Source organism: Aliidiomarina soli, assembly GCF_003986975.1.
In the GTDB taxonomy this organism is placed as follows: Bacteria; Pseudomonadota; Gammaproteobacteria; order Enterobacterales; family Alteromonadaceae; genus Aliidiomarina; species Aliidiomarina soli.
This window is the reverse complement of sequence record NZ_PIPO01000001.1, coordinates 201,345-226,285: the sequence shown is the minus strand read 5'-3', so window position 1 is coordinate 226,285 and position 24,941 is coordinate 201,345. Positions and strand designations below refer to the sequence as shown.

Sequence of the window (24,941 nt, the reverse complement as noted above, 5' to 3'; positions counted from 1 at the left end):
CATAGCGAAACTAAGATTGTAAAAGCGAGGCTCCGGCCTCGCTTTTTTTATCTGGGTTACTATGCTAGCATTTTTGAAATATCTTTATATATCAATAGCTTAGTATCTATCTACTATAACAAAAGGTACATCAAGATGCGGAATAGACCCCTCTTTCTAGTAATAACTGTTGCTACATCAATAGCTTCGGGCCTGCTGACCTATACCCCACCTGCCTATTCAGCCGTTGACGCTGGTACTTTTGGCGGAGTCAGATTAGGTGTATTCAAACCTAGCGCAGACAGGTTGATCGTGCGCAATGGGGAACCTTATGAGTATCGTGATGAATTCGGCAATATGGCCTACGGCCTTCAATTCGGGCATACCTTTGCCAACCAGTGGCAACTGCGCAGTTACTATGACCGTCTTAATCTGAATGTTCGCGCCGGCGAAAGCGACGGTCAATCCGAGGCGAGAGGCCATAGTTATGGGGTGGATCTTATCTATCAAAGCCAGCACGGCTTGTACGCAGGACTTGGTATCAATAGTACCCGCAGCAATAAGCAAAAGGATGCCCTGCCACGCGCTACGCTCGGCTATCGGATGGACTTAAAAGATCGCTTCTTTACGACCCTTGAATACAACGTTCAACACGACAGCGACTTCACCGACCAGCAAATTAGCTGGACCCTGAACTACCATCTGGGTCGCGATGCACGGCAGCAGATGCTTCCGCGTGAATTCAGAGAGCGTCGTGCCAGACGTGCGCAGTCGTCAGGTGGAAATCCATCTCCACCACAATAAATAACCGCTACTAAATCCGGATTAGATAACTTCAACGGTCAGTGCAACGGCCTCACCACCACCAATACAAAGTGAGGCCAGTCCACGACGTTTATTTTGCTGTTTTAATGCATGCAGTAAGGTAACCAGAATACGCGCACCGCTGGCACCAATTGGATGCCCCAGGGCACAGGCACCGCCATTAACGTTGACTTTGCTGTCATCCAGCTGCATTTCCTTAATTGCCAGCATAGTGACCATGGCAAACGCTTCGTTAATTTCCCACAGATCGATGTCATCTTTTGTCCAGCCCGCTTTTTCCAGCGCCGCTTGCATCGCTCCTACCGGCGCTATAGTGAACTCTGATGGTTTGCGGGCAAAAGTCGCATGGCTGGCAATCCGGGCGAGCGGTTGCAGACCGCGCTTTTCTGCTTCATCAGCTCGCATCAGCACCAAGGCCGCTGCGCCGTCTGAAATCGAGCTGGAATTCGCCGCTGTCACCGTACCGTCTTTGGCAAACGCAGGACGTAGCTGAGGTATTTTATCCAGTCGTGCCTTGCCTGGTTGCTCATCAATAGCAACTGTCACATCGCCTTTGCGCGTGCTGTAAGTGACCGCTTCGACTTCGGCGTCAAAAGCACCCTCTTCAATTGCTTTTTGAGCACGCTGCAATGAACGGATCGCAAAGTCATCCATTTGCTCTCGGCTAAAGCCATAGTCATCCGCAGTCGATTGCGCAAAACAGCCCATGGCTTTGTTGTCATACGCATCTTCAAGGCCGTCAAACATCATATGATCGAGCATTTTTGCATGGCCCATACGGTAGCCCTGGCGGGCCTGCGGTAATACATAGGGGGCATTCGACATACTTTCCATACCACCGGCAACCATCACATTCGCGCTACCTGCTTTAAGCAGATCGTGGGCAAACATGACCGTTTTTAAGCCTGAACCACAGACTTTGTTTACTGTGGTTGCACCCGCTGATAATGGCAACCCGGCAGCCAGAGCTGCCTGCCGCGCCGGGGCCTGACCTAATGCTGCAGGCAAAACACAGCCCATAAATACTTCATCTACGTCGCTGCCCTCAATTCCAGCGCGGGAAACCGCTGATTTAATAGCCGTCGCACCCAGCTCGGTTGCTTTAACCGGCGCTAGTTCGCCTTGAAAACCACCCATCGGGGTGCGCACCGCAGATACAATTACGATATCGTCAGACTTCACAGTAAACCTCCAGATACAGCCACCCGCTTGTGTATGTCAGGTGACACTTTACGTTAACGTCAACTTCCCTTAAGCTTATCTCCCGATAAGGCTTAATTGCAAGTAGAAACGCTGGTAAACGACTATGAGCACAACCAACAAAACCACGACTCCGGCACGCACCTTTAGTATTGGCGAACTTGCCCGGGAATTCGATATAACGACCCGCAGTATTCGTTTTTATGAGGATCAGGGGTTATTAGCGCCTAGCCGTCAGGGACAAACCCGCATCTATGGGGTCAAAGATAAGGTTCGGCTGAAACTTATTCTACGCGGTAAGCGGCTCGGTTTCACCCTGGCCGAAACCCGCCGTTTATTTGAACTCTATGACCGTGACCAAAGTAGTGAGAACCAGCTTGCCACTATGCTTGACCTGATCGATGACAAGAAGCTAACGCTACAACAGCAGCTGGAAGACATTAATGTGCTGCTGCATGAATTAAAGACCGTAGAGCAACGTTGCCGGGCTGAACTCAACAGCATGCAAGGCTCTATTCAAAACAAAGATGATTCGGACCAGGTTGCCTGATTGCCTGCTCTTATTCGCTAATTTAGCTATCCGATGAAGTACGAGGAACCCTTATGATCTCTCAATTCACCACTTTGAACTTTGACCTTGGCGAAACTGCTGACATGCTGCGTGAGCACGTCAATGCGTTCGCGCGGGAAGAAATTGCACCACGCGCCGCTCAGATCGATGAAGAGAACGTTTTTCCTGCAGAGCTCTGGCCTAAGCTGGGCGACATGGGGTTGCTTGGTATTACCGTAGAAGAAGAATTTGGTGGCTCCGGCATGGGCTACCTCGAACATGTGGTAGCGATGGAAGAAATCAGCCGTGCTTCAGCGTCTGTTGGTCTTAGCTTTGGTGCCCATTCCAACCTTTGCGTCAACCAAATCCGCCGTAACGGTAACCAGGCACAGAAAGAGAAGTACCTGCCTAAACTGGTCACTGGTGAACATGTTGGCGCGTTAGCAATGAGTGAGCCCAACGCCGGTTCAGACGTAGTCAGCATGAAATTGCGGGCGAAAGAAGACGGCGATCATTACGTTCTTAATGGCAACAAAATGTGGATCACCAATGGTCCTGAAGCCAGCGTCTATGTTATTTACGCGAAAACCGATGTAGATGCGGGTTCACGTGGCATCACCGCCTTTATTGTCGAGCGTGACACCCCTGGCTTTAGCCAGGCGCAAAAGCTGGACAAACTTGGCATGCGTGGTTCGAATACCTGTGAACTGGTGTTCGAAGACGTGCGCATCCCGAAAGAAAATATTCTTGGCGAACTGAACCGAGGCGTCGAAGTACTGATGTCCGGCCTGGATTATGAGCGTGTGGTACTGGCAGCAGGCCCACTAGGTATCATGCAGGCTTGTCTGGACGTGGTTGTGCCCTATGTTCATGAACGTACCCAGTTCGGCAAATCAATTGGTGAATTCCAACTGGTGCAGGGCAAAGTTGCCGACATGTACACCCGCATGAACGCGGCCCGTGCCTATGTTTACACCGTAGCTAAAGCCTGTGACCGTGGTGAAACCACGCGCAAAGACGCCGCAGCGGTTATTCTTTATGCGGCAGAGCTGGCCACACAAATGGCGCTGGATGCAATTCAGCTGCTTGGTGGCAACGGCTATATTAACGAGTACCCAACCGGGCGTTTATTGCGCGATGCAAAACTCTATGAGATCGGTGCCGGTACCTCCGAGATCCGTCGGATGCTAATCGGTCGTGAGTTGTTCACAGAATCTAAGTAAGGAGAGCTCAGCGTGGCAGTGCTAACTAGCAAAGTTAATGTTCGTGATGAGAATTTCCAGGCCAACCATCAGGCCATGGCAGACCTGGTCAGCGAGCTAAACAGTAAAGTCGAACAAATTAAGCTTGGTGGCGGTGAAGCCTTGCAGGAGCGTCATAAGTCGCGTGGTAAGTTGCTTGCCCGTGACCGTATTGAACGCTTGCTCGACCCTGGCTCGCCGTTTCTTGAAATCGGTCAGTTCGCGGCCTGGGAAGTCTATGAAGACTATGTTCCGGCGGCGGGCGTGGTTGCTGGCGTCGGTCAGGTCGAAGGTGTGCAGTGCATGATTGTCGCCAACGACGCGACCGTTAAGGGCGGCACCTATTACCCACTGACGGTCAAAAAACATCTGCGAGCTCAGGAAATTGCTGAGCGCTGCCACCTGCCCTGCATCTATCTGGTTGACTCTGGTGGCGCTAACCTGCCACGTCAGGACGAAGTATTCCCGGACCGTGATCATTTCGGCCGGATCTTCTTCAACCAGGCCACCATGTCTGCCAAAGGCATTCCACAAATAGCAGTCGTCATGGGCTTATGTACCGCTGGCGGTGCCTATGTGCCAGCAATGGCCGATGAAAGCATTATCGTCAAAGAGCAAGGCACCATTTTCCTCGCCGGGCCGCCGTTGGTAAAAGCGGCGACTGGTGAAGAAGTCAGTGCTGAAGAACTTGGCGGTGCCGATGTTCACACCCGTATTTCAGGGGTTGCCGACCACTTCGCGGTCAGTGACGAGCATGCACTTGATCTGGCGCGTCGTTCAGTTTCCCGCCTTAATCACAAGTTGCCAGAACAACCAGTGATTAATGACGTCAAAGCCCCCCGCTATGCCGCCGACGAAATTTACGGCATTGTCGGTACTGATCTGCGTAAACCCTACGATGTTCGTGAAGTGATTGCGCGGGTGGTGGACGACTCAGACTTTGATGAATTTAAACAGAACTACGGCAATACGCTGGTTACCGGTTTTGCCCGCATTCACGGCTACCCGGTCGGTATCGTGGCCAACAACGGTATTCTGTTCTCGGAATCAGCGCAAAAAGGGGCGCACTTTATCGAACTCTGTGCCCAGCGCAAGATCCCACTGGTCTTTTTGCAGAACATCACCGGCTTTATGGTCGGAAAAAAATACGAAGCCGAAGGTATCGCCAAACACGGTGCCAAAATGGTCATGGCTGTCAGCTGCGCTAAAGTTCCTAAGTTTACCGTTCTTATCGGTGGCAGCTATGGCGCGGGTAACTATGGCATGTGTGGCCGCGCCTATGACCCAACCATGATGTTCATGTGGCCTAACGCCCGTATCTCAGTGATGGGCGGCGAACAGGCCGCGGGCGTGATGGCCACTGTCACCCGTGACGGCATGGAGCGCAAAGGCAAAAGCTGGAGCGATGCCGAGGAAGCTGAATTTAAAAAGCCCATCGTCGAGCAATACGAACAGCAGGGTCACCCCTACTACGCGTCAGGCCGCTTATGGGACGATGGCATTATCGACCCGGCGCAAACCCGTACCGTGCTTGGCTTAAGTATTGCCGCATCACTCAATGCACCGATTGAAGAAACACGCTTTGGCGTGTTCCGCATGTAGGAGATGCTATGACTGACACCGTACTTTTCCATATAGACGCACAACAGGTTGCCTGGCTGACGCTGAATAAGCCGGAAGTTCATAATGCGTTTGATGATCAGATTATCGCTCAGTTGCTTGCCCATTTACGCGATATCGAAGGCAACACCAGCGTGCGCGCCTTAGTGCTTAACTCCAATGGCAAAAATTTTAGCGCCGGTGCTGACCTTGGCTGGATGCGTTCGATGGCCGCCAAAAACCGTGAGCAAAATGTTGCTGATGCGGGCGAACTTGGCCAGCTTATGTATGAGCTGGATAACCTGCGGGTGCCAACCATTGCTTTGGTCCAGGGCGCAGCCTTTGGCGGCGCGGTTGGTCTGGCAGCGTGCTGCGATATGGTGCTGGCCAACCCCGGCAGCTCATTTTGCCTCAGTGAAGTTAAAATCGGCTTAATTCCAGCGGTTATCTGCCCTTACGTGATCCGTAATATGGGCGCGCGGGCTGCCCGACGTTATGTGTTAACGGCAGAACGCTTTTTCGCCGCCGACGCCATGCGCCACGGGCTGGTCACCGAAGTCACCGAAGACCCCTTAACAGAGGCTGCTAAACCTCTGCTGCAGGCGATAGTTAACAATGGTCCGGCTGCAGTTGCGGCGGCCAAACGGCTGCTGCTGGATATTCATCAGCGGCCTATTAATGAAGACGTTGTGCGTACCACGGTTGAACGCATCGCTGATATCCGCGTTTCTGACGAAGGTCAGGAAGGGTTGTCAGCGTTCCTGGAAAAACGCAAAGCTGGCTGGCTCACCAACTAACGGTTGTTGTTATGTTTAATAAAATTCTGATTGCAAACCGCGGCGAAATTGCCTGCCGTGTTATTCGAACCGCTCAGCGTATGGGCATTCAATGTGTCGCCGTGTACTCAGACGCAGATCGCCATGCTGAGCATGTGCAAATGGCTGATGAAGCCTATTACATCGGTGCATCACCCAGTAGTGAATCCTATCTGGTGATGGAGAAAATTATCGATGCTGCTCAACGCAGTGGCGCTCAGGCTATTCACCCGGGCTACGGCTTTTTATCCGAAAACGAAGCCTTTGCTGACCTCTGTGCCAGCAATGACATTGCTTTTGTCGGACCGCCAGCCAGTGCAATTGCTGCGATGGGCTCGAAAAGTGCGGCTAAATCCATTATGGATGAAGCAGGCGTGCCACTGGTGCCGGGCTATCATGGCAGCGAACAGGCTGAAGATAAGCTACGCGAAGAAGCCGAGCGTATTGGTTACCCGGTACTGCTAAAAGCGGCCTACGGCGGCGGCGGTAAAGGCATGCGTGAAGTGCACAAGGCGAGTCAGTTTAGCGACGCGCTGGCATCCGCGAAGCGCGAAGCCAATGCATCCTTTGGCAACGATAAAATGCTGGTGGAAAAGTTTATCGTCCAGCCACGTCACGTTGAGATCCAGGTTTTCTGTGACGAGCATGGTAATGCCGTATACCTCGCTGAACGTGACTGTTCGGTACAACGGCGCCATCAGAAAGTGCTGGAAGAGGCCCCTGCCCCGGCACTCGGTGAAGAAACCCGTGCCGCTATGGGTGACGCTGCAGTGCGTGCCGCCCAGGCCATCGATTACCGCGGTGCTGGTACTGTCGAGTTCCTGCTCGATGCCAACAACGATTTCTTCTTTATGGAAATGAACACCCGCCTGCAGGTTGAGCACCCGGTCACCGAAATGATCACGGGCCAGGACTTAGTCGAATGGCAGCTGATTGTCGCCAGCGGTGGCGTATTGCCACTCAGTCAGGATCAGGTCACCCTGCACGGGCATGCATTTGAAGCACGTATCTATGCCGAAGACCCACAGCAGGACTTTCTGCCAAGTACCGGCCGCATTGAGTATTTACGCACACCGGCCGAAGACCGCCATGTACGTATCGATTCAGGCGTGCGCCAGGGCGACGAGGTTAGTCCTTACTACGACCCCATGATCGCCAAACTGATTGTATGGGATGAAGATCGTGACCGCGCTTTGCTCCGTTTACAACGGGCATTACGTGAATATCACCTGGTTGGCCCGACCACTAATGTCGACTACCTGCATCGTTTAGCCAGCCATAAAGACTTTGTTCGTGCCAATCTCAGTACGCAGTTCATTGAGCAGCATGGTGATGCCCTATTAAAACCAGCAAAAGGGCTTGATAGCAGCCTTGCGCACGCCTGCATAGGCGCCGCCATAGCGCTCCATCAACGCCCGGCCGGGTCCGCAAACCCATGGCAGGCTGGCAGCGCCTGGCGCTTGAACCAGCCAGCGCTGCAGCACATTGAACTGGTCTATGACGATGAACTGTTGCGCCTAGAAGTAGCCAGTAACGGCGATACTTTCATGGTTAAAACCGGCGCACAGACTGTAGAGCTGCACGCCCGCTTAAGTGGCGAACGCCTTGAAGTCACGCATCAGGACCACCAGTTTACCCTCAAGGTGGCCTTGGGTGAACGCCATTACACTCTGTTCTCAAGCCACGGCCGGGTTAATTATCAGCTGGTCGATAAAGACAGCGCATTCGGACTGGAAGAAGATGCAGGCACCCTGACCGCGCCGATGAATGGCACTATTGTCAGCGTCAATGTCGAGGTCGGCGATAAAGTCGAGAAAGATCAGCCGCTGGTGGTGATGGAAGCGATGAAGATGGAATACACCATCAAAGCCACTGTCGATGGGACCGTTGAACAGGTATTTTTCCAGGCCGGTGAACTGGTCAGCGACGGCGCTGAACTTATCGCGCTGGCTGCTGATGAATAAATAACGAGGTATCCGATGGCATTACCAACTCAGGTAAAAATGGTCGAAGTGGGTCCCCGTGACGGCCTGCAGAATGAAAAGCCGGTCACCACGGAGGCCAAAGTCAGCCTTATTAACGCATTAACCGCAAGTGGCTTAAGCTACATTGAAGCGGGCAGCTTTGTCAGCCCGAAATGGGTGCCACAAATGGCCGATAGTGCAGAGGTCATGGCTGCGATTGAGCGTAAGCCAGGCGTTACCTATGCCGCGCTGACTCCAAATAGCAAAGGGTTCGAGCTTGCCATGCAAGCCGACGCGAACGAAGTGGCTATTTTCGGAGCAGCCTCGGAGGCCTTTAGTCAGAAAAACATTAATTGCTCGATCAGTGAATCACTGCAGCGTTTTGCCCCCGTCCTTGAGCAGGCAAAAGCGAAAGGCGTTCGCGTTCGCGGGTATGTCTCCTGTGTGCTTGGCTGCCCCTATCAGGGCGAGGTACCGCTCAGTGACGTGGTCCGCGTCGCGAAAACATTGTATGAGATGGGCTGTTACGAAGTCTCCCTTGGTGACACCATAGGTGTGGGCACTCCTTTGGCGGCGCAGCGAATGCTCAGTGCAGTCGCCGAAGAGGTACCTGTCGAAGCCCTCGCGCTGCATTTTCACAACACCTATGGTCAGGCGCTGGCGAACATTGCCAGTTGCCTGCCCCTCGGTGTAGCGACCATCGACAGCGCAGTTGCCGGACTCGGCGGCTGCCCCTATGCCAAAGGGGCCAGTGGCAATGTAGCCAGTGAAGATGTGCTCTACATGCTCAACGGCATGGGCATTTCCACCGGCGTTGAGCTGGATACACTGGCCGCTGCGGGCTTTGAGATATGTCAGGCGCTGGGTACTACACCCCGCTCACTAGTGAGTCAGGCGCTTGCAGCACAGTGTCAGTAACCTTAAACACTGCCGCAGTCCCGGCCTTGCAAGGGCGTGCCTTGGCTTAACATGAATTGAGATGCATGCCTTGCAGTGCATTCCTTGCTGAACCACAAACGAATTATCAGGAAAGGTTTTGATATGTCACAGACACAGCTAACACCGCTATGGCAACCAAGTCAGCAGCGTATTGATAACTCACAGATGGCTGCCTTTATGCGTTTTCTGGCCAAGCAAGGGCTCAGTTTCAGCAGTTATGACGACTTATATCAATGGTCAACCGAGGAGAGCCCGGCGTTCTGGGCGTCTGTATGGGACTATTTTGACGTTATAGCCAGTCAGCGGGGCAATCAGATCCTCGCCAACCCTACGCAAATGCCGGGGGCCAGCTGGTTTCCACAGGCGCGTCTGAATTTTGCTGAGAATCTGCTACGTCACCGCGATGAGCGCACCGCGCTGGTGTTTGTCAACGAGCTCGGAGAGCGACAAAGCATAAGCTACGCCGAGTTGTATAGCCGCACCGCTCAATTGGCCAGCGCATTGAAACAACAAGGCGTGGTTGCTGGCGACCGGGTTGCCGGGCTGATGCCAAACTGCATTGAAACCATTGTCGCTATGCTTGCCACAGCCAGCCTAGGTGCGGTGTGGTCCTCCTGTTCTCCGGACTTTGGGGTGCAGGGTGTACTTGACCGTTTCGGCCAGATAGAAGCCAAAGTCATGATTACCGTCGATGGTTACTATTACAACGGAAAGCGTCTGCCACTGGCGGAGAAGGTCAATGCTATCGCTGGTAAACTGGATACCCTTGAAGCACTGGTCGTTTGCGACTTCATTGGTGAGGATGCTGCGCTCGATATCGCCTCCGCTATCCGCTGGTCAGACTATCTTGATAGCTCAGCCAGCGAGATTGAATTTGTTCAACGCGCTTTTAACGACCCCTTGTATATCATGTTCAGTTCAGGCACCACCGGCGTACCTAAGTGCATTGTGCACGGCATTGGCGGCACCCTGTTACAGCATTTAAAAGAGCATGGTCTGCACACCGATTTAACTGCTGAGGATAATTTATTCTACTTCACCACCTGTGGCTGGATGATGTGGAATTGGATGGTCTCAGGTCTGGCACTAGGTGCTCAGCTTACCCTGTTCGACGGGTCGCCTTTCTACCCGGAACCAAAGCGGATGATGGACTTAATTGATGATGAAGCCATCACCATTTTTGGAACCAGCGCCAAGTACCTCTCTGCCCTTGAGAAAGCAGGTGTGAAACCTCGTCAGAGCCATTCGCTGACGTCTGTGAAAGCTATTTTAACCACAGGCTCAGTGTTGCCCCCGGAAAGCTTCGATTATGTCTACCGCGACATCAAAGAAGACGTCTGCTTATCATCGATTTCCGGCGGCACCGATATTATTTCCTGCTTTGCACTGGGTAATCCGATACTCCCGGTCTACCGCGGCCAGCTGCAGTGTCGTGGCCTTGGCCTGGCAGTCAACATATACAACGATGCTGGCGAACCCGTGCGCAGTGAAAAAGGCGAGTTGGTGTGTGAAAAGCCATTCCCCAGTATGCCGATTGGATTTTGGAACGATAACGATGGTTCACGCTACCAAAGTGCCTATTTTGATCGCTTTACCAATATCTGGGCACACGGCGACTATGCAGAGCTGACTGCCGAAAATGGCGTCATTATTTATGGTCGCTCAGATGCTGTACTTAACCCGGGTGGGGTACGTATTGGTACGGCTGAAATCTATCGTCAGGTAGAGAAAGTCGAGGCGGTATTGGAAAGTATTGCGGTAGGCCAGCACTGGCAGGACGACGAGCGCGTGGTCCTGTTCGTTAAGCTACGCGAGGGTGTGCAGCTCGACGATAGCCTGCGCGATGAGATCCGCAAAACTATCCGCGCCAACGCTACCCCGCGGCATGTGCCAGCGGTCATTGAGCAGGTCGCCGATATCCCGCGTACGATCAGCGGCAAAATCACTGAACTGGCGGTACGCCAGGTTATTCATGGCGAGCCGGTTAAAAACACCGACGCCCTGGCTAACCCTGAAGCACTGGATAACTTTCGCGATCTGGCAGCGCTACGTTAAAGCTAACACCAGGCTAAAGGTGCGTAACTTGTAAACAATACGTTAACCAATTACGTAAATTGACGCCTAAGCGGTTGCTTCTTAGTACTGCTTAGGCGATTATCGTCCTAAAGACGTAAAACAACGATAATAAGTCGACATGCAACGATTTTCTCACTTTCGGCTAGCCATTTTAACGGCTTTGGTCGGCATTATACTGAGCCTGGGCATTAGTGCCTTTTTGTATATTCAGGACAACCAGCGCATTCGTAGTCAGCTCAGCAATGACGTAACCGAACTGCAGCAGGAAGTTAACCGTCAGCTGCAGACTCATATGTTTGGTCTGACCTGGATGGCTCGTCATTCCACCCGCAATCAGGGGGATCATGATTTGTGGCAACGCGAAGCCCCCATCGTGATCAATTCCTATCCTCACTTTCGCTGTTTGTTATGGCTCAACAGTCAATTTGAGCTGGAGAGCCTCTACAGCACTATTGCGCAACCTTCCGTCGACCAACTTTTAGCTGATCAGGACTATCTCGACAGTCTGCGCGGACTTGAGCCAGGTCAGCGGGTTATGTTACCAGCCGGTCCACTAGCCCTGAATTCAGCGGACGTGGCACTGATTGCACCGCTCAACACCACTCAAGGCACTGATTATTACCTTGGTATCATCGACATCGAAGGCTTGCTGCGTTCAACGGTCGCCCGACACATGGGACGACATGTTTATTTCCGCCTGACGTCTGTTAGTAGCAACAGCACCGTATTTGAACTTGGTAATAACCATGATGCCAGTCAGAGCTGGAGTGGATTTTCTGATTTTACCCTGTTCGATGAACAATGGCGGATGGAGCTATGGCCGGGTCAGGAGCAACTCCAGGCGATGCGCAGCTGGGTTCCCTTGCTTATTATGCTGGCCGGGCTGATTACCACTGCCCTGCTCACCTTTGTTCTCTACGTGCTGGGTATTAGCCGGGTGCGGGCGCAGGAGCTGGCAGACACCAATATCGATCTGTACGTCGAAATTGAAGAGCGTGAACGGGTCGAGAAAAAAATGGCCTACCTGGCAGAGCATGACTGGTTAACCGATTTAGCGAATCGCAATGCGCTGATGGAGCGGCTTGAAGAGTTTTTCAGCCAGTCGGCGTTAACCCAGCAGCATGTCGGCGCGCTTTTTATAGACCTGGATAACTTTAAAGAAGTAAACGACGCACTGGGTCATTCGGTCGGCGACCAACTTCTAAAACGGGTCGCTACACGACTCAATAAAATCGCCCCCAAACACGCCTGTCTGGCGAGAATGGGAGGCGATGAATATGTGCTCGCTATCGCCTGCCTGAATGACCCTGAAGAGCTGGAAAATTACGCCCGCCAGGTGCTTAGTGCGCTGGATACCCATTTTTATGTCGATGACTACGAGATGTTTATCTCCGCCAGTATCGGGATAGCACTCAGTCAGCCCGAGATTGATACCCCGGAAAGCCTGATCCGTAATGCGGATACGGCCCTGTACCGAGCTAAGGAATCAGGTCGCAACAGCTACCATCTGTACAGTGAAATACTGCACCATGAACTGAATCAACGCATGGAACTGATGAAGCGGTTACGTAACGCCGTCGAGCACGATAAACTTCGGGTTTACTATCAACCCAAAGTGGATATGCAAAGTCGACGTATCATTGGAGCGGAAGCACTGGTACGCTGGCAGGAGTCGGATGGTCAGATTATCGGACCGGATCAGTTTATACCGATCGCCGAGGACACCGGACTTATTATCCCTATTTCAGAGTTCGTATTGAAAACCGCCTGTAAGCAATTGGCAGCCTGGCACACTTTAGGCTTCACTGAACTGACCATGGCCGTGAACTTATCCGGCAAGCAATTGCAGTCACCCGGCCTGATTGAACATATCATGGAGGTGGTCAATGAAAGCGGGATTCCACCGAACAAGCTCGAGCTTGAACTGACCGAGCAGGTTTTTATTGAAAATATTCAGTCGCACACGAATTTTATGCATGCGGTTCGTGACCGCGGCATTGCGCTGGCCATTGATGATTTTGGTATTGGCTACTCGTCTTTGTCATATTTAAAACATTTTCCGGTGACAGCTCTTAAAATTGACCGCTCTTTCGTGCAAGATCTACCAAATGACAAAGATGATGCCACACTCACTCAGACCATCATTAATCTGGCGAAGAGCCTGGAAATTGATTTAGTCGCAGAAGGTGTCGAAACTGAAGCCCAAGTCGACTTTTTACTGGATAGAGATTGCAGCGTAGGTCAGGGCTATTTGTTTAGCCGCCCTATCCCTGCACATGAATTTACCCAATTACTGGATGATTACCAAGGCCAGATCCCAATCCAGATCATGTGAATGGTCTGGCCATTGCATAGGAGTATCCCATGGAACGCGAAAGCATGGAATTTGACGTGCTCATTGTTGGCGCTGGCCCCGCGGGCCTCGGCACAGCATGTCGGTTAGCTCAGCTAGCCAAAGAGAACGAACAGGAACTGCAAATTTGTGTAGTTGAAAAAGGTTCAGAAGTTGGTGCCCACATTCTGTCCGGCGCGGTCTTTGAGCCACGTGCCCTAAACGAGCTTTTTCCAGACTGGAAAGAGCGCGGTGCGCCACTGAATACCGCGGTAAGCGGTGATGATATCCTGCTCCTCAATAATGCAGAGAAAGGCACTAAACTAGCTAATTTTATGGTGCCAAAAACTTTCCATAATGACGGTAATTACATTGTCAGCATGGGTAACATCTGCCGCTGGCTGGCCGAACAGGCTGAAGCGCTTGGGGTCGAAGTGTTTCCTGGTTTTAGCGCGGCTCAGGTGCTGTACACCGACGCTGGTGAAGTCGCCGGGGTGATTACCGGTGATATGGGCGTTAGTGCCAGTGGTGAAGAAAAAGACAGTTTTATGCCTGGTATGGAACTGCGTGCCAAATACACCGTGTTTGCAGAAGGCTGTCGTGGTCATTTAGGCAAAGAACTGATTGAGAAATTCAATCTCAACGAAGGGAAAACGCCACAGCATTATGCGATTGGTTTTAAAGAAATCTGGGATATTCCGGCAGAGCAACACAAACCGGGCCTGGTAGTACACAGCACAGGCTGGCCTTTGAAAGACAATGCTTCAGGCGGCGGTTACCTCTATCATGCTGAAAACAACCAGGTCTTTGTCGGTCTGATCATTGATCTTAATTACGACAATCCAAACCTGAATCCGTATATGGAGTTTCAGCAATATAAGCACCATCCTGAAATTAAAAAGTATTTAGCGGGTGGCAAACGGGTTAGCTATGGTGCGCGCGCAATTGCCAAAGGCGGTTATTACTCGTTACCGAAAATGACGATGCCCGGTGCGCTATTGGTCGGTTGCAACGCTGGCACACTGAACTTTGCCAAGATCAAAGGTAACCACACTGCCATGAAAAGCGGTATGCTCGCCGCCGAAAGTATTTTTACCGCCTTAAAAGCCGATCAGTCACATACAGAACTGACTGACTACACCAGCGCCTTTGAAAAGTCCTGGGTCTATGATGAACTTTATCGGTCTCGTAACTTTGGTCCGGCCGTGCACAAATGGGGTACCTGGTTAGGTGGCGCCTACAACACCCTGGATCAGAACTGGTTTGGCGGCCGTTTACCCTTCACCCTGAAAGACTGGCAGGCAGACCATAAAGGTATGCAAACCGTTGATAAGGCAGCTGCTATAGACTATCCGAAAGCAGATAATCAACTTAGCTTTGACCGTAATTCATCGGTGTATTTATCCAATACCAACCATGAAGAAGACCAGCCTTGTCATCTGCAATTAATAGACAGCAGTATCCCAATTGAGGTTAACCTGCCGAAATACAATGAACCGGCACAGCGCTATTGCCCTGCTGGCGTGTATGAAATAGTGCAAGCCGATAACGGCGAAGCACGCTTTCAGATTAATGCGCAAAACTGCATCCATTGCAAAACCTGCGACATTAAAGACCCAAGCCAGAATATTCGCTGGGTGACTCCGGAAGGAACCGGCGGTCCCAATTACCCCAATATGTAAAAAAATAAAAAAGCTCCTCCGGGAGCTTTTTTATTTCCATTTTCAGGATTATGTTTTACATTTAATACACTATTAGTGTTTAATAGGCGCAAGCTTTCGTTTTATCTATCTTCAACGACTATTTATTAACAAACTATTTATTAACAAGAAAGGTCCTCTATGTCTGATTTTTTAAATATCCTTACCCATGAGCGTCGTCTACGCGCTAACACCAAGGAATTAACTTTAGCGGAGCTGGAAGACGTTAAAGCTAAGCTTGACCGTATTATTGCCTCTCGTGAAGAGGAAGAAGCTGAGCTACGCAAGGAAGAAGAAGCGAAACGGGCACGGATAGAAGAAATCAAAAAGCAAATGCTTGATGCAGGTCTCGATATCGGAGACTTAGCCTCTGAATTAAATAGTTCTGCGACCAAGTCGTCAGCAGCTAAAGGGCGTAAGCGCACACCAAAACCAGCTAAATATGAATACGTTGATAACGGCGAGCAGAAGACATGGACCGGTCAGGGTCGCACCCCTAAAGTTATTCAACAGGCGATCGACAAAGGTCGTAGCGTTAAAGAGTTTTTAATAAAAAAGTAATTCCTGAATTTAGCATCAATAAAAAAAGGTAGCCAAATGGCTACCTTTTTTACATCGTTAACCAGCAAACGAGTTTTAATACGCGTTCAGAGTAATATCGCCTACACCCACTTCAATAGTCACAGAGTAGTTGCCGAGCCCATGACCTTCTGCTGATTCTGTCACCACGGCCCGATTCGATGAATAATTTTGCAATCCTGACTGGCTAATACCACCAACCCCAACATTCCCTTCAAATGCACCCAATGCTTGCTGCGGCATAGAAAGTTCTACACTGCCAACTCCCACTTCAATTGAGAAACCAGCACTAACCTGGTCGACTTCAAGGCTCCCTACCCCAAGCTGAACCGATACCGCTTCAACGTCTGGGATATAAAGTGTCCAGTTACCCTGCACGTCGTCTTCGTGCAACGCTAAGGTCAGCTGGTCACCGCGTTGATTAATCTCAATATCAACCTCACTGACATCTTTCTTGCGGCGGAAAATGCCGTGGCGCTGGCCTTCGAGTTCGACTTCGGCACGGATCTGATCATCATCTGCCGCTTTAATCTGGATGGTTCCAACGGCGTTTTCGACCGTTAACCGACGCGTTTCTGAGCCGTCAATTTGATGATTGCGAACCACGGTATCAGCGGCCAGCGCGGACACCGATACCAAGAGTAACGCTGAGGTGATACAAAAGGCGCCAAGTACCGCGCGAATGCGAATTTGTTTTGTTGTTAAGGTCATGGTTGTTCTCCTGTTACCTGTGCAGCACTGGCACATCGCTTAATATGGGATTTACAACAGTGTATCTGCAATCTATAAGCCAACTTTTTAAACCTTAAAAATCATATAGTTAAGTCCAAACCCAAAAATATAATTTAGTCGCGTCACCAATTTTTGGTGAAAAGCACAAAGTTGTGGTGAAATAGCCTGCTCACGTCAGCCGTCATTAATTCCCGGGCAATTCTCATGTACACGCTTGAACCGATAGCCATTGTCGAATCCCCTTACAAAGAGAAGTTTGCAATTCCGCGTCAGCCGGGGCTGGTGCCTTCTGCCGAAGGTCGGGTCGTTCTTCAGGGCGCATTTAATAACCCGCAGTGCCTGCAGGGACTTGAACAATTCTCCCATCTCTGGCTGCAGTTCATATTTCATCAGACTCAGGCACAAGGCTGGAAACCATTGGTTCGCCCGCCACGTCTGGGCGGCAATAGCAAAGTGGGTGTCTTTGCATCGCGTTCAACATTCCGCCCCAATGCCCTGGGGCTGTCGGTGGTTCGCCTGCAACGAGTCGAATGTCGGAACGGGCAGTGGCAGCTGGTAATTAGTGGGTTTGATTTACTTGACCAAACACCGATCGTCGATATAAAGCCCTATTTACACTACAGCGATGCTGTGCATGATAGTCAGTCGGGTTTTGCGCAGTTGCCACCAGAGCTGATGCCAGTCACCTTCGCCCCGGAGGTGGAGGACTTTTTCGCCCGCCAGCCGAATTTTGCACAGTTGGTGCGTGAAGTATTAGCTCAGGACCCACGACCTGCGTATCGCCACGGCCAGAGCGACAACCGTACTTATGGGGTGCGATTAAGCGACTACAATATCAACTGGATAGTCCGTAATGAGGTTGCTGTAGTCACTGCTGTCAGCGACTGCTAGAATGCAGCACACAGAATTTCGAACCGAAAACCTTGAACCGTAAAACAAAATAATTTTCGCCGGGAGAGCAAAACCACTCATGCGCAGCAGCAACTATTTACTGGCCACATTAAAAGAAACCCCTTCCGATGCAGAAATCGTCAGCCACCAGTTGATGATGCGTGCAGGCATGGTGCGTAAAGTCGCCTCAGGTTTGTATACCTGGACGCCGACTGGCTTGCGTGTTTTACGTAACGTTGAACGTATCGTTCGCGAAGAAATGGAAGCTGCCGGTGCTATCGAAACACTGATGCCGATGGTGCAGCCTGCCGATCTGTGGCAGGAATCGGGACGCTGGCAGGACTACGGCCCTGAGTTACTGCGCCTGCAGGATCGTAATCAACGCGACTTTGTACTCGGCCCAACCCATGAAGAAGTCATTTCTGAACTGGTGCGTAAAGAAGTCAGCAGTTACAAGCAACTGCCACTGAACCTGTTCCAAATCCAGACCAAGTTCCGCGACGAAATACGGCCACGGTTTGGCGTCATGCGTTCACGCGAATTCATTATGAAAGATGCGTATTCGTTCCATATTGACGAAGCCAGTCTGGAACAAACCTATCAGGTTATGTTTAAAGCCTATCAGACTATATTTAGCCGCCTTGGGCTGGATTTCCGTCCAGTTATCGCCGACACAGGCTCGATTGGCGGCAACCTATCCCACGAGTTCCATGTGCTGGCTGAATCCGGTGAGGACGCCATCGCCTTTTCTGACAGCTCAGATTACGCTGCCAACGTCGAGCTGGCCGAAGCCATTCCCAGCAAAGACAAAGCAGATCCGGCTACTGCAACCATGGAAGAAGTCGAAACGCCGAATGCGAAGACCATCCAGGCATTGGTTGAGCAATTTGGCCTGGCGATTGAGAAAACCGCCAAAACCCTTATTGTGCATGGCGTAAACGAAAACGGCGACGCATCCGGACTGATCGCCCTGATGGTTCGCGGCGACCACGAGCTGAATGATATCAAAGCCTCGAAACTGCCCCAGGTAGCCAGTCCGCTGACCTTTGCCAACGACGATGAAATTCGTGCGGCGGTCGGTGCCGGTCCAGGGTCACTGGGGCCAGTCGGGCTGCCACTGCCTATGGTGGTAGACCGTGAAGTGGCAGTAATGAGTGATTTTGCGGCTGGCAGCAACAAGGATGGCTATCATTATCTGAACATCAACTGGGGTCGCGATGTCGAGCTGCCCGCTGTGGCTGACTTACGCAACGTCAAAGCCGGTGACCCGAGCCCGTGTGGCAAGGGTACTCTGGATATCAAACGCGGTATCGAAGTGGGCCATATTTTCCAACTTGGCACTAAATACAGCGACATGATGAAAGTCGGTGTGCTGACGGAAAGTGGTAAACACCAGAACTTGCTGATGGGGTGTTATGGTATCGGTGTCTCGCGCATAGTAGCGGCGGCTATCGAACAGAACAACGACGCCAATGGCATTATCTGGCCAGAAGCGATGGCACCCTTCGAAGTCTGTATTCTACCGATGAACATGCATAAGTCAGCGCGTGTTCAGGAGGTCGCTGAGAGACTTTATGAAGAATGTAAGGGTGCTGGCCTGAACGTACTCTTTGATGACCGTAAAGAGCGTCCTGGTGTGATGTTTGCTGATATTGAGTTGATTGGTATCCCTCATGTTATCGTCGTTGGCGAACGCAACCTGGATGAAGGCATGATCGAACTTAAAAACCGCCGCAGCGGTGACAAGGAAAAAGTTGCCATTGCTGATGTGGTGCAACAACTGACAGCCACCAACAACCGCTAGCCACAACATTGCGCAAAAACAAAAAGCCAGTTCATTGAACTGGCTTTTTGTCGTTTAACAGCTACACAGTAGAGATAGTAGAGTGAACTTATACTAATTATCGGTAACCAGGCCAGGAGCGCTCCATGAAGATTGCATTTTTCAGTAGTAAAGCCTACGACAAACAATCATTTACTGAACGCAATCAAGAACTTGGAAGTAACCATCAGTTAACCTTCTTCGACACCGGGTTAAGCGAGCAAAGCGTTGCTCTCGCCGCCGGCCACGACGCCGTCTGCGTCTTCGTCAATGACAAAGTCGATGCCACTATTCTGCGGCAACTACACAACACCGGAGTGAATCTAGTGCTGTTACGCTGCGCCGGATTTAACAATGTTGATCTGGCCACCGCAGAACAGCTTGATATCACGGTCGCCAGGGTCCCCGCCTACTCACCCCATGCCGTGGCTGAACTGACGCTGGCTCTATTACTCAGCCTTAATCGCAAAATTCACCGTGCCTTTAATCGCGTCCGCGAAGGCAACTTTGCCCTCGACGGCTTAATGGGCTTTGATATTCATGGTAAAACTGTCGGGCTACTGGGCGCAGGAAAAATAGGTCAGCGTTTTGCCCATATTATGCAGGCGATGGGCTGCCGGGTCCTGATCACAGACCCGTATGCCGACCCGGCTGAACTGGCAGCCTTTGAACTGGTGGAACTGCAAACCTTACTCCGCGAATCGCATATTATTTCGCTGCACTGTCCATTAACACCAGACACCCACCACATTATTAACCGGGATACCCTCAGCAAAATGCGCGATGGTGTAACCCTGATTAACACCAGCCGCGGCCCAATGATTGATACCAAAGCGGTTATTGAGGCATTAAAATCAGGCAAAATTGGCAGTCTTGGCCTCGACGTTTATGAGGAGGAAAGCGACCTGTTCTTTACCGACCTTTCCAACCAGGTCATTCAGGACGACACTTTTATGCGTCTGCTGACCTTTCCCAACGTATTAATTACCGGCCATCAGGGGTTCTTCACCAAAGAAGCCCTTAGCAACATTGCTGAAACCACGTTACTTAACGCCAGCGCGGTAGAAGGCAAAGGCGGCGAGCTGCACCGGGTCACCAGCCAGAAAGTCGTATGACAGATTCGCTATTACTGGCGCTCCCACTGCTCTCGATTCTGCTCACTATGGCCTGGCTCCGCTGGCGTGCCGCCACCGCCGCATTACTGGCTATTGCCATAGCACTGTCAGTGGCCTGGTGGCGTTATCCGCAAAACTCGTCCGGGCTATTCCTTTCGCTGCTGCCCGGCAGCGCTGCTGAAGCCGGGCTCATGAGTTTAACCATTCTCTGGATTATATTTGCTGCGCTGGCGATCCATATGTTGCAGCAACGCTCAGGGGCACTTGCTTCAATCCAGCAGCAACTTGCCCGGCTGCACCCTGATCCTAAGGTCAGCGCGCTCTTTATTAGCTGGTTTTTCTCTCTCTTTATGGAAGGGGCCGCTGGTTTCGGAACCTCTGCCGCGCTCACCGCGCCCTTTCTGGTTAGCGCTGGTTTTGGCCGGGTTCAGGCGGTCATTCTGGCCTTGTTTGGTCATGCCGTGGGCGTCATGTTTGGAGCTGTGGGCACCCCTGTGCTCGCTCAGGCTACCATTACCGGATTTGCCCCCGCCGCTCTGGCTCAGGCCAGCGTACTCTTTGCCGTGCCTGGCATCTTCATTCTGCCTCTCGCGATGACCCGTACCCTCAGCGTGCGTAACCCAGGTCTTGCCCTGCTGACCGGGTTTAGTTTCTTTGTTCCCTTTGCCGCACTGGCCTGGTGGACAGGTCCGGAATTACCCACCTTAGTGGGCGCGTTAGCTGGGGCCCTGATATTTACCCTGATAACCCGCATCTGGCCCACGGCTTTTACCCCGGGCAACAATGTTCCACTTGGGATCGAGATGAAGTGGCGCCCCTACGCACCCTATTTAGTCCTTATCTGTCTGGTACTCATTACACGGCTCCAACCGGACCTGCGTGAAGCACTGCAAAGCTTTATCTGGCAATGGCAATGGGGTGAATTCGAGGCCTCAATGCAACCGGCCTATCATCCGGGAACGTTACTTTTCATTAGTTTTATAATGACCGCCGTGATCCAACAACAACAGCTTCGCAATGTTATGCATGCGATCCGGCAGGCCGCTTTGCGTCTGCTTCCGGTCGCCATTGCATTGCTTTTAATGCTGTTCCTGTCGAGACTGATGGTGCACACAGGGCTGATTATTGATTTGGGCTATGCGTTAGCGTCTGCGAGCGGGGTAAGTTGGGTCGTGTGGGCTGCATTGGTTGGCCTGATTGGCACTTTCATTACCGGTTCAGCGACTGCTTCCAATGTGCTTTTCAGCGAATTTCAAATGGCTGCCGCGGATCAGGCTACGGTTGCCAGGCTGCCGATGCTAGGGGCGCAGAACTATGGCGCCGCCCTGGGGAACATGGTCTGTCCGCACAACATTATCGCCGCCGGGGCGACGGTGCAGTTAAAAGGGATGGAAGGACAGGTACTGCGCGCAACGCTGCCTGTCGCTCTTCTCCTGGTCGCCTGCGGAGGCGTTATCGCGTTGCTGCTAACCCGGCTAGCGTTTTAGTCGTCCTCTGCAAACAATCGCGAATGATATTCGGCTTCCTGCAACGCGCTGTAGATGTTCGCGGTATTGGTTTGCTGATAGCCATACCAGATCCGGTCTTCGCCGCGATATAAAACCAGGCTGGTGGCATCTTCAGCACGAAAACGCTCTACCAGTTCCGCTTCTGCATCGAAGTCCACTTCAAATACTTTTACCGGTGACTGCGGAAAATCAATAAAGTAGCGTGCCAGGACCCGTTTTTGCTGGATACAATCAGGGCACCAGCGTTGATGAAAGTTGATCAAAATAAGATCGTTATTAGCCTGTGCAGTACGGAACGCCTCTTCATTAAAAGTTTCCATGCGTCGGTTCAGTGCGCTGTCATCAATGGGTGCGCCGAATATCATTAACCAGAAGCCGATCCCCACTACAGCGACAATAATGAGGGCAATAATGCTTTTAAACCAGTTCATGGATACTCCTGTGTAATTAAGACTCATGCCCGGCCAGCGGGTCGACATAGTGCAGATGCATATCCCAGGGGAAATGAATCCAGGTATCCTGGCTTAAATCCGCTTCATAGTCATCGACCAGCTCAAGCCCGGCTGGCTTGCCGTACACGGTAATGAACCGTGCTTTCGGGAAGCGCTTTTTAAGCAGACGCAGGGTATTGCCGGTATCGACCAGATCATCAACGACCAGAAAACCTTCGCCATCCTCGGTGGATGAAACGTCTTTGACCACAATGGCTTCTTCGCGCTGCGAGGTATGGTCATAGGAACTGACACAAATACTGTCAACCAGACGAATATTAAGTTCACGCGAAATAATCGCAGCCGGTACCAGCCCGCCCCGACTCACCGCGATAATCCCCCGCCACTGCTCTGCAGGCAGTTGACGGCGGGCTAGCTCACGGGTAGCACGGTGCAGCTCTTCCCATGAAACGAAAAATTCTTTATTACTGTGCAATGTCATTTTAGATCCTGTTAAAAAATCCAATAATCACCAAACCTATGATTAGATGCGTTAAACTATATCACTTTTAGCCAAGTAGGACACGAGAGCAACTATGCCAAAAGCGATTTACATCGAAGCCAATGGTGGCCAGTACGAAGTGGACGTTGAAGTCGGTCAGAGCCTGATGGAAGCCGCCACAGAGAATATGATTGACGGTATTATTGGTGAATGTGGTGGCGTCTGTTCATGCGCAACCTGCCACGTTTATGTCGACCCGGCCTGGGTAGACAAACTGGCCCCCGTCGGCGATATGGAAGAAAGTATGCTCGACATGGCCAACGACCCACAGGACAACAGCCGGTTAAGCTGCCAGATAGAAATGACCGACGAGCTCGACGGTATTATCCTGCGCCTGCCTGCCTCGCAATTCTAAAACGAATCGGTCGTAATTAGTCCACCGCGGTCACCGCGACCATAGTCTGGTCGTGGTAGCCCGTGGTCACCTGAATAAAGCCTGTGAGCGCCTGATCCAGCTCAACATCGCCGGTATCAACCCGCAGCGGTCGCCCCTCCAGTGCTTTAAGCTTAGTTTTGCTGGCCACAACAATAATATTCGGTCGCCCCACCGCTTTAATAACCGCCGGGCTGAGCTGCTGATTGCCACGCCCGAAAATATGCCCCTGGCCGCCAATTAAGGTAATCACCAGATAACGTTTTGTGTAGTCGCGGCACAAGGCTTCGAGCTGTGCCGCGGTCAGGTCGCTGCCAATCAACTGCTGATTAACAATGGCATCGACGCCCAACAGCGTATTAGGTAAGTCCATCTGCTCCATCAGCGCCGCAACGGTCGACCCAGAGCCCATTATGTACAGCGCATCGTCTTCCATGTTTTCAATCACATCATCGGCGATGTCCGTCAGCACCAGTTCGTCACTTTCACGGCCACCCATTTTAACCGCCTGCATGTATTCAAGCTCACCCGGCACCAGCATTTCACCGTAACGCCGCGCACGCACATTGCCCTGACGGAAGGCGTTTTCATCAATGTCCATTACATCTGCATGGCGCACTGTAGTCAACTGACCGCTCACCAACAACTCGAGCACCCGGCCCGCCGCTTTGGGTGAGACCGCATACACCCCGGAATGAATTTTTACACCTGCCGGGATACCCACCACTGGCAGGGTATCTCCGATCACAGCATAGACATCACGGGCAGTACCATCGCCACCCGCGAACACCAGCAAATCAATCCCAGACTCGACCAAGGCACTAACAGCCGCTTTGGTATCATCCGCTTCAGACTGCTGCGGCGTCTGGTACAGTGTTTCACTGCCGAACTCTAAACGTTGCAGCACATCGGCCCCCATCGCGCCACTGGCCGTCAGCCATTGAATACTGGACTGATGCGGCTGCAGTAACTGCAATGCCTGCTCGACCCGTTGATTGGCTTTCAGTTCAGCGCCTTTAGCAAGGGCCTCTTGGCGGGTGGCTTCACCGTCGCTGCCTTTTAAACCCACTGCACCGCCAATCCCGGAATACGGATTTACTACCAGACCAATTCGGAACATCAGTTCAACTCCTTACGCGGCGTGATACAAACGCCCAACTTCAATCTCAGGGGTGCGGTAAAATTGCTGCAATGCAGTGGCAAAACGTGCTGCCCGCTGTGGTAGTCCGGTCTGCAGATAATCGGCTAACTGCGCGCGCACCGCCTGATCAAAAGCGGCTACATTGACAGCATCCGGATCAGCGGCGGCGAGGTTGTCACAGCTGACTTCAAAATCATGTCCGGCACTTAAGCAGAATAAAAGCTCCAGCGCCTGAGGCTTACATTCTACCTGCTCAAACTGACACTGTTCGTCCCCATTGCGCCCGTCCGGCTTGTACCAGTAGCCATAATCAACAAGATGACGGCGCACCCGGCCGGCAACGCACCAATGCGCAATTTCGTGCAATGCGGAGCGGTAAAAGCCGTGGGCGAACACAATCCGGTGGTAGCTACAACGGTTGCTGGAAGGCAGGTACAGCGGCTCGTGCGAGCCGCTGATCAAGCGGGTATTGTGACTCTCGGCAAAGGTAGCATTAAAGACATCAATCACGTCTTCTATTGTATGCGTTAGACCTGCTGTCACAAAACCCTCTCATCTAGTTAGTTA

22 protein-coding genes are annotated in these 24,941 nt (G+C 51.8%); 16 read left to right on the top strand and 6 right to left on the bottom strand.

Features of this window, described 5'->3' with window-relative positions; all coding sequences use genetic code 11:
• Positions 1-291: 291 nt before the first annotated feature.
• On the top strand, positions 292-783 hold the full coding sequence (locus tag CWE14_RS01120) for a hypothetical protein (protein WP_126797692.1): 492 nt from the start codon (positions 292-294) through the stop codon (positions 781-783).
• Between the two features lie 21 nt (positions 784-804).
• Here CWE14_RS01120 and CWE14_RS01115 read toward each other — a convergent pair whose 3' ends face one another.
• Positions 805-1,986, bottom strand: a complete 1,182-nt coding sequence (locus CWE14_RS01115) for a thiolase family protein (protein WP_126797691.1) — start codon at positions 1,984-1,986, stop codon at positions 805-807.
• A gap of 124 nt (positions 1,987-2,110) precedes the next feature.
• Here CWE14_RS01115 and CWE14_RS01110 point away from each other — a divergent pair, with 124 nt between their 5' ends.
• The 10 genes from CWE14_RS01110 to CWE14_RS01065 all read left to right on the top strand — a co-directional run bounded on the left by CWE14_RS01110 (position 2,111) and on the right by CWE14_RS01065 (position 15,781).
• Positions 2,111-2,554 (top strand): MerR family transcriptional regulator, encoded by a 444-nt coding sequence (locus CWE14_RS01110; RefSeq protein ID WP_126797690.1) that lies wholly within the window; start codon positions 2,111-2,113, stop codon positions 2,552-2,554.
• A gap of 53 nt (positions 2,555-2,607) precedes the next feature.
• Positions 2,608-3,777, top strand: coding sequence for an isovaleryl-CoA dehydrogenase (locus tag CWE14_RS01105; protein WP_126797689.1), 1,170 nt, complete (start codon positions 2,608-2,610; stop codon positions 3,775-3,777).
• Between the two features lie 12 nt (positions 3,778-3,789).
• Complete coding sequence (locus tag CWE14_RS01100) at positions 3,790-5,397, top strand: carboxyl transferase domain-containing protein (RefSeq protein ID WP_126797688.1); 1,608 nt, start codon at positions 3,790-3,792, stop codon at positions 5,395-5,397.
• Positions 5,398-5,405: 8 nt separating this feature from the next.
• Positions 5,406-6,191 (top strand): enoyl-CoA hydratase-related protein, encoded by a 786-nt coding sequence (locus CWE14_RS01095; RefSeq protein WP_126797687.1) that lies wholly within the window; start codon positions 5,406-5,408, stop codon positions 6,189-6,191.
• 11 nt (positions 6,192-6,202) lie between these two features.
• A complete protein-coding gene (locus CWE14_RS01090; protein WP_126797686.1) occupies positions 6,203-8,173 on the top strand; it encodes an acetyl/propionyl/methylcrotonyl-CoA carboxylase subunit alpha in 1,971 nt (656 codons plus the stop codon).
• Between the two features lie 15 nt (positions 8,174-8,188).
• The gene (locus CWE14_RS01085) at positions 8,189-9,091 is read left to right on the top strand and encodes a hydroxymethylglutaryl-CoA lyase (protein ID WP_126797685.1); all 903 of its coding nucleotides are present in this window, start codon (positions 8,189-8,191) and stop codon (positions 9,089-9,091) included.
• Positions 9,092-9,214: 123 nt separating this feature from the next.
• A complete protein-coding gene (locus CWE14_RS01080) occupies positions 9,215-11,167 on the top strand; it encodes an acetoacetate--CoA ligase (protein ID WP_126797684.1) in 1,953 nt (650 codons plus the stop codon).
• Between the two features lie 139 nt (positions 11,168-11,306).
• Positions 11,307-13,523 carry a putative bifunctional diguanylate cyclase/phosphodiesterase gene (locus tag CWE14_RS01075; protein WP_126797683.1) on the top strand — a complete coding sequence of 739 codons (2,217 nt, stop codon included), beginning with the start codon at positions 11,307-11,309 and terminating at the stop codon, positions 13,521-13,523.
• A 29-nt stretch (positions 13,524-13,552) separates the two neighbouring features.
• On the top strand, positions 13,553-15,202 hold the full coding sequence (locus CWE14_RS01070) for an electron transfer flavoprotein-ubiquinone oxidoreductase (protein WP_126797682.1): 1,650 nt from the start codon (positions 13,553-13,555) through the stop codon (positions 15,200-15,202).
• 159 nt (positions 15,203-15,361) lie between these two features.
• Complete coding sequence (locus CWE14_RS01065; protein ID WP_126788284.1) at positions 15,362-15,781, top strand: H-NS family histone-like protein; 420 nt, start codon at positions 15,362-15,364, stop codon at positions 15,779-15,781.
• 75 nt (positions 15,782-15,856) lie between these two features.
• Here the strand turns inward: CWE14_RS01065 and CWE14_RS01060 are convergent, their stop codons facing one another.
• Positions 15,857-16,510, bottom strand: coding sequence for a hypothetical protein (locus CWE14_RS01060; RefSeq protein ID WP_126797681.1), 654 nt, complete (start codon positions 16,508-16,510; stop codon positions 15,857-15,859).
• Between the two features lie 225 nt (positions 16,511-16,735).
• Here CWE14_RS01060 and tsaA point away from each other — a divergent pair, with 225 nt between their 5' ends.
• From tsaA to CWE14_RS01040, 4 genes are all read left to right on the top strand, one after another.
• The gene (tsaA, locus tag CWE14_RS01055; RefSeq protein WP_126797680.1) at positions 16,736-17,422 is read left to right on the top strand and encodes a tRNA (N6-threonylcarbamoyladenosine(37)-N6)-methyltransferase TrmO; all 687 of its coding nucleotides are present in this window, start codon (positions 16,736-16,738) and stop codon (positions 17,420-17,422) included.
• A 79-nt stretch (positions 17,423-17,501) separates the two neighbouring features.
• Positions 17,502-19,226 (top strand): proline--tRNA ligase, encoded by a 1,725-nt coding sequence (locus CWE14_RS01050; protein ID WP_126797679.1) that lies wholly within the window; start codon positions 17,502-17,504, stop codon positions 19,224-19,226.
• 125 nt (positions 19,227-19,351) lie between these two features.
• On the top strand, positions 19,352-20,359 hold the full coding sequence (locus tag CWE14_RS01045) for a 2-hydroxyacid dehydrogenase (protein ID WP_126797678.1): 1,008 nt from the start codon (positions 19,352-19,354) through the stop codon (positions 20,357-20,359).
• Positions 20,356-21,846: an L-lactate permease gene (locus CWE14_RS01040; protein ID WP_126797677.1), complete on the top strand. Its 1,491-nt coding sequence runs from the start codon at positions 20,356-20,358 to the stop codon at positions 21,844-21,846. Before CWE14_RS01045 ends, CWE14_RS01040 begins: the two co-directional genes overlap by 4 nt.
• Here CWE14_RS01040 and CWE14_RS01035 read toward each other — a convergent pair.
• Entirely contained in the window at positions 21,843-22,298 is a 456-nt protein-coding gene (locus CWE14_RS01035; RefSeq protein ID WP_157981761.1) for a thioredoxin family protein, read from the bottom strand. The genes CWE14_RS01040 and CWE14_RS01035 overlap by 4 nt on opposite strands.
• A gap of 16 nt (positions 22,299-22,314) precedes the next feature.
• On the bottom strand, positions 22,315-22,800 hold the full coding sequence (gpt, locus tag CWE14_RS01030) for a xanthine phosphoribosyltransferase (RefSeq protein WP_126788291.1): 486 nt from the start codon (positions 22,798-22,800) through the stop codon (positions 22,315-22,317).
• A gap of 94 nt (positions 22,801-22,894) precedes the next feature.
• On the opposite strand from gpt, the gene CWE14_RS01025 reads away from it, so the two are divergent.
• On the top strand, positions 22,895-23,215 hold the full coding sequence (locus tag CWE14_RS01025) for a 2Fe-2S iron-sulfur cluster-binding protein (RefSeq protein WP_126788292.1): 321 nt from the start codon (positions 22,895-22,897) through the stop codon (positions 23,213-23,215).
• Between the two features lie 16 nt (positions 23,216-23,231).
• Here the strand turns inward: CWE14_RS01025 and CWE14_RS01020 are convergent, their stop codons facing one another.
• Together CWE14_RS01020 and CWE14_RS01015 are read right to left on the bottom strand one after the other, a co-directional pair.
• On the bottom strand, positions 23,232-24,356 hold the full coding sequence (locus CWE14_RS01020; protein WP_198676525.1) for an ATP-NAD kinase family protein: 1,125 nt from the start codon (positions 24,354-24,356) through the stop codon (positions 23,232-23,234).
• Between the two features lie 9 nt (positions 24,357-24,365).
• Entirely contained in the window at positions 24,366-24,917 is a 552-nt protein-coding gene (locus CWE14_RS01015) for an elongation factor P hydroxylase (RefSeq protein ID WP_126797674.1), read from the bottom strand.
• Positions 24,918-24,941 lie beyond the last annotated feature (24 nt).

What these genes read in the sequence shown, in the direction of transcription:
- CWE14_RS01110 (WP_126797690.1), top strand. Translation starts at nt 2,111, where the DNA reads ATGAGCACAACCAACAAAACCACGACTCCGGCACGCACCTTTAGTATT.
- CWE14_RS01105 (WP_126797689.1), top strand. Translation starts at nt 2,608, where the DNA reads ATGATCTCTCAATTCACCACTTTGAACTTTGACCTTGGCGAAACTGCT.
- CWE14_RS01095 (WP_126797687.1), top strand. Translation starts at nt 5,406, where the DNA reads ATGACTGACACCGTACTTTTCCATATAGACGCACAACAGGTTGCCTGG.
- CWE14_RS01090 (WP_126797686.1), top strand. Translation starts at nt 6,203, where the DNA reads ATGTTTAATAAAATTCTGATTGCAAACCGCGGCGAAATTGCCTGCCGT.
- CWE14_RS01085 (WP_126797685.1), top strand. Translation starts at nt 8,189, where the DNA reads ATGGCATTACCAACTCAGGTAAAAATGGTCGAAGTGGGTCCCCGTGAC.
- CWE14_RS01080 (WP_126797684.1), top strand. Translation starts at nt 9,215, where the DNA reads ATGTCACAGACACAGCTAACACCGCTATGGCAACCAAGTCAGCAGCGT.
- CWE14_RS01075 (WP_126797683.1), top strand. Translation starts at nt 11,307, where the DNA reads ATGCAACGATTTTCTCACTTTCGGCTAGCCATTTTAACGGCTTTGGTC.
- CWE14_RS01070 (WP_126797682.1), top strand. Translation starts at nt 13,553, where the DNA reads ATGGAACGCGAAAGCATGGAATTTGACGTGCTCATTGTTGGCGCTGGC.
- CWE14_RS01065 (WP_126788284.1), top strand. Translation starts at nt 15,362, where the DNA reads ATGTCTGATTTTTTAAATATCCTTACCCATGAGCGTCGTCTACGCGCT.
- CWE14_RS01060 (WP_126797681.1), bottom strand. Translation starts at nt 16,510, where the DNA reads ATGACCTTAACAACAAAACAAATTCGCATTCGCGCGGTACTTGGCGCC.
- tsaA (WP_126797680.1), top strand. Translation starts at nt 16,736, where the DNA reads ATGTACACGCTTGAACCGATAGCCATTGTCGAATCCCCTTACAAAGAG.
- CWE14_RS01050 (WP_126797679.1), top strand. Translation starts at nt 17,502, where the DNA reads ATGCGCAGCAGCAACTATTTACTGGCCACATTAAAAGAAACCCCTTCC.
- CWE14_RS01045 (WP_126797678.1), top strand. Translation starts at nt 19,352, where the DNA reads ATGAAGATTGCATTTTTCAGTAGTAAAGCCTACGACAAACAATCATTT.
- CWE14_RS01040 (WP_126797677.1), top strand. Translation starts at nt 20,356, where the DNA reads ATGACAGATTCGCTATTACTGGCGCTCCCACTGCTCTCGATTCTGCTC.
- CWE14_RS01035 (WP_157981761.1), bottom strand. Translation starts at nt 22,298, where the DNA reads ATGAACTGGTTTAAAAGCATTATTGCCCTCATTATTGTCGCTGTAGTG.
- gpt (WP_126788291.1), bottom strand. Translation starts at nt 22,800, where the DNA reads ATGACATTGCACAGTAATAAAGAATTTTTCGTTTCATGGGAAGAGCTG.
- CWE14_RS01025 (WP_126788292.1), top strand. Translation starts at nt 22,895, where the DNA reads ATGCCAAAAGCGATTTACATCGAAGCCAATGGTGGCCAGTACGAAGTG.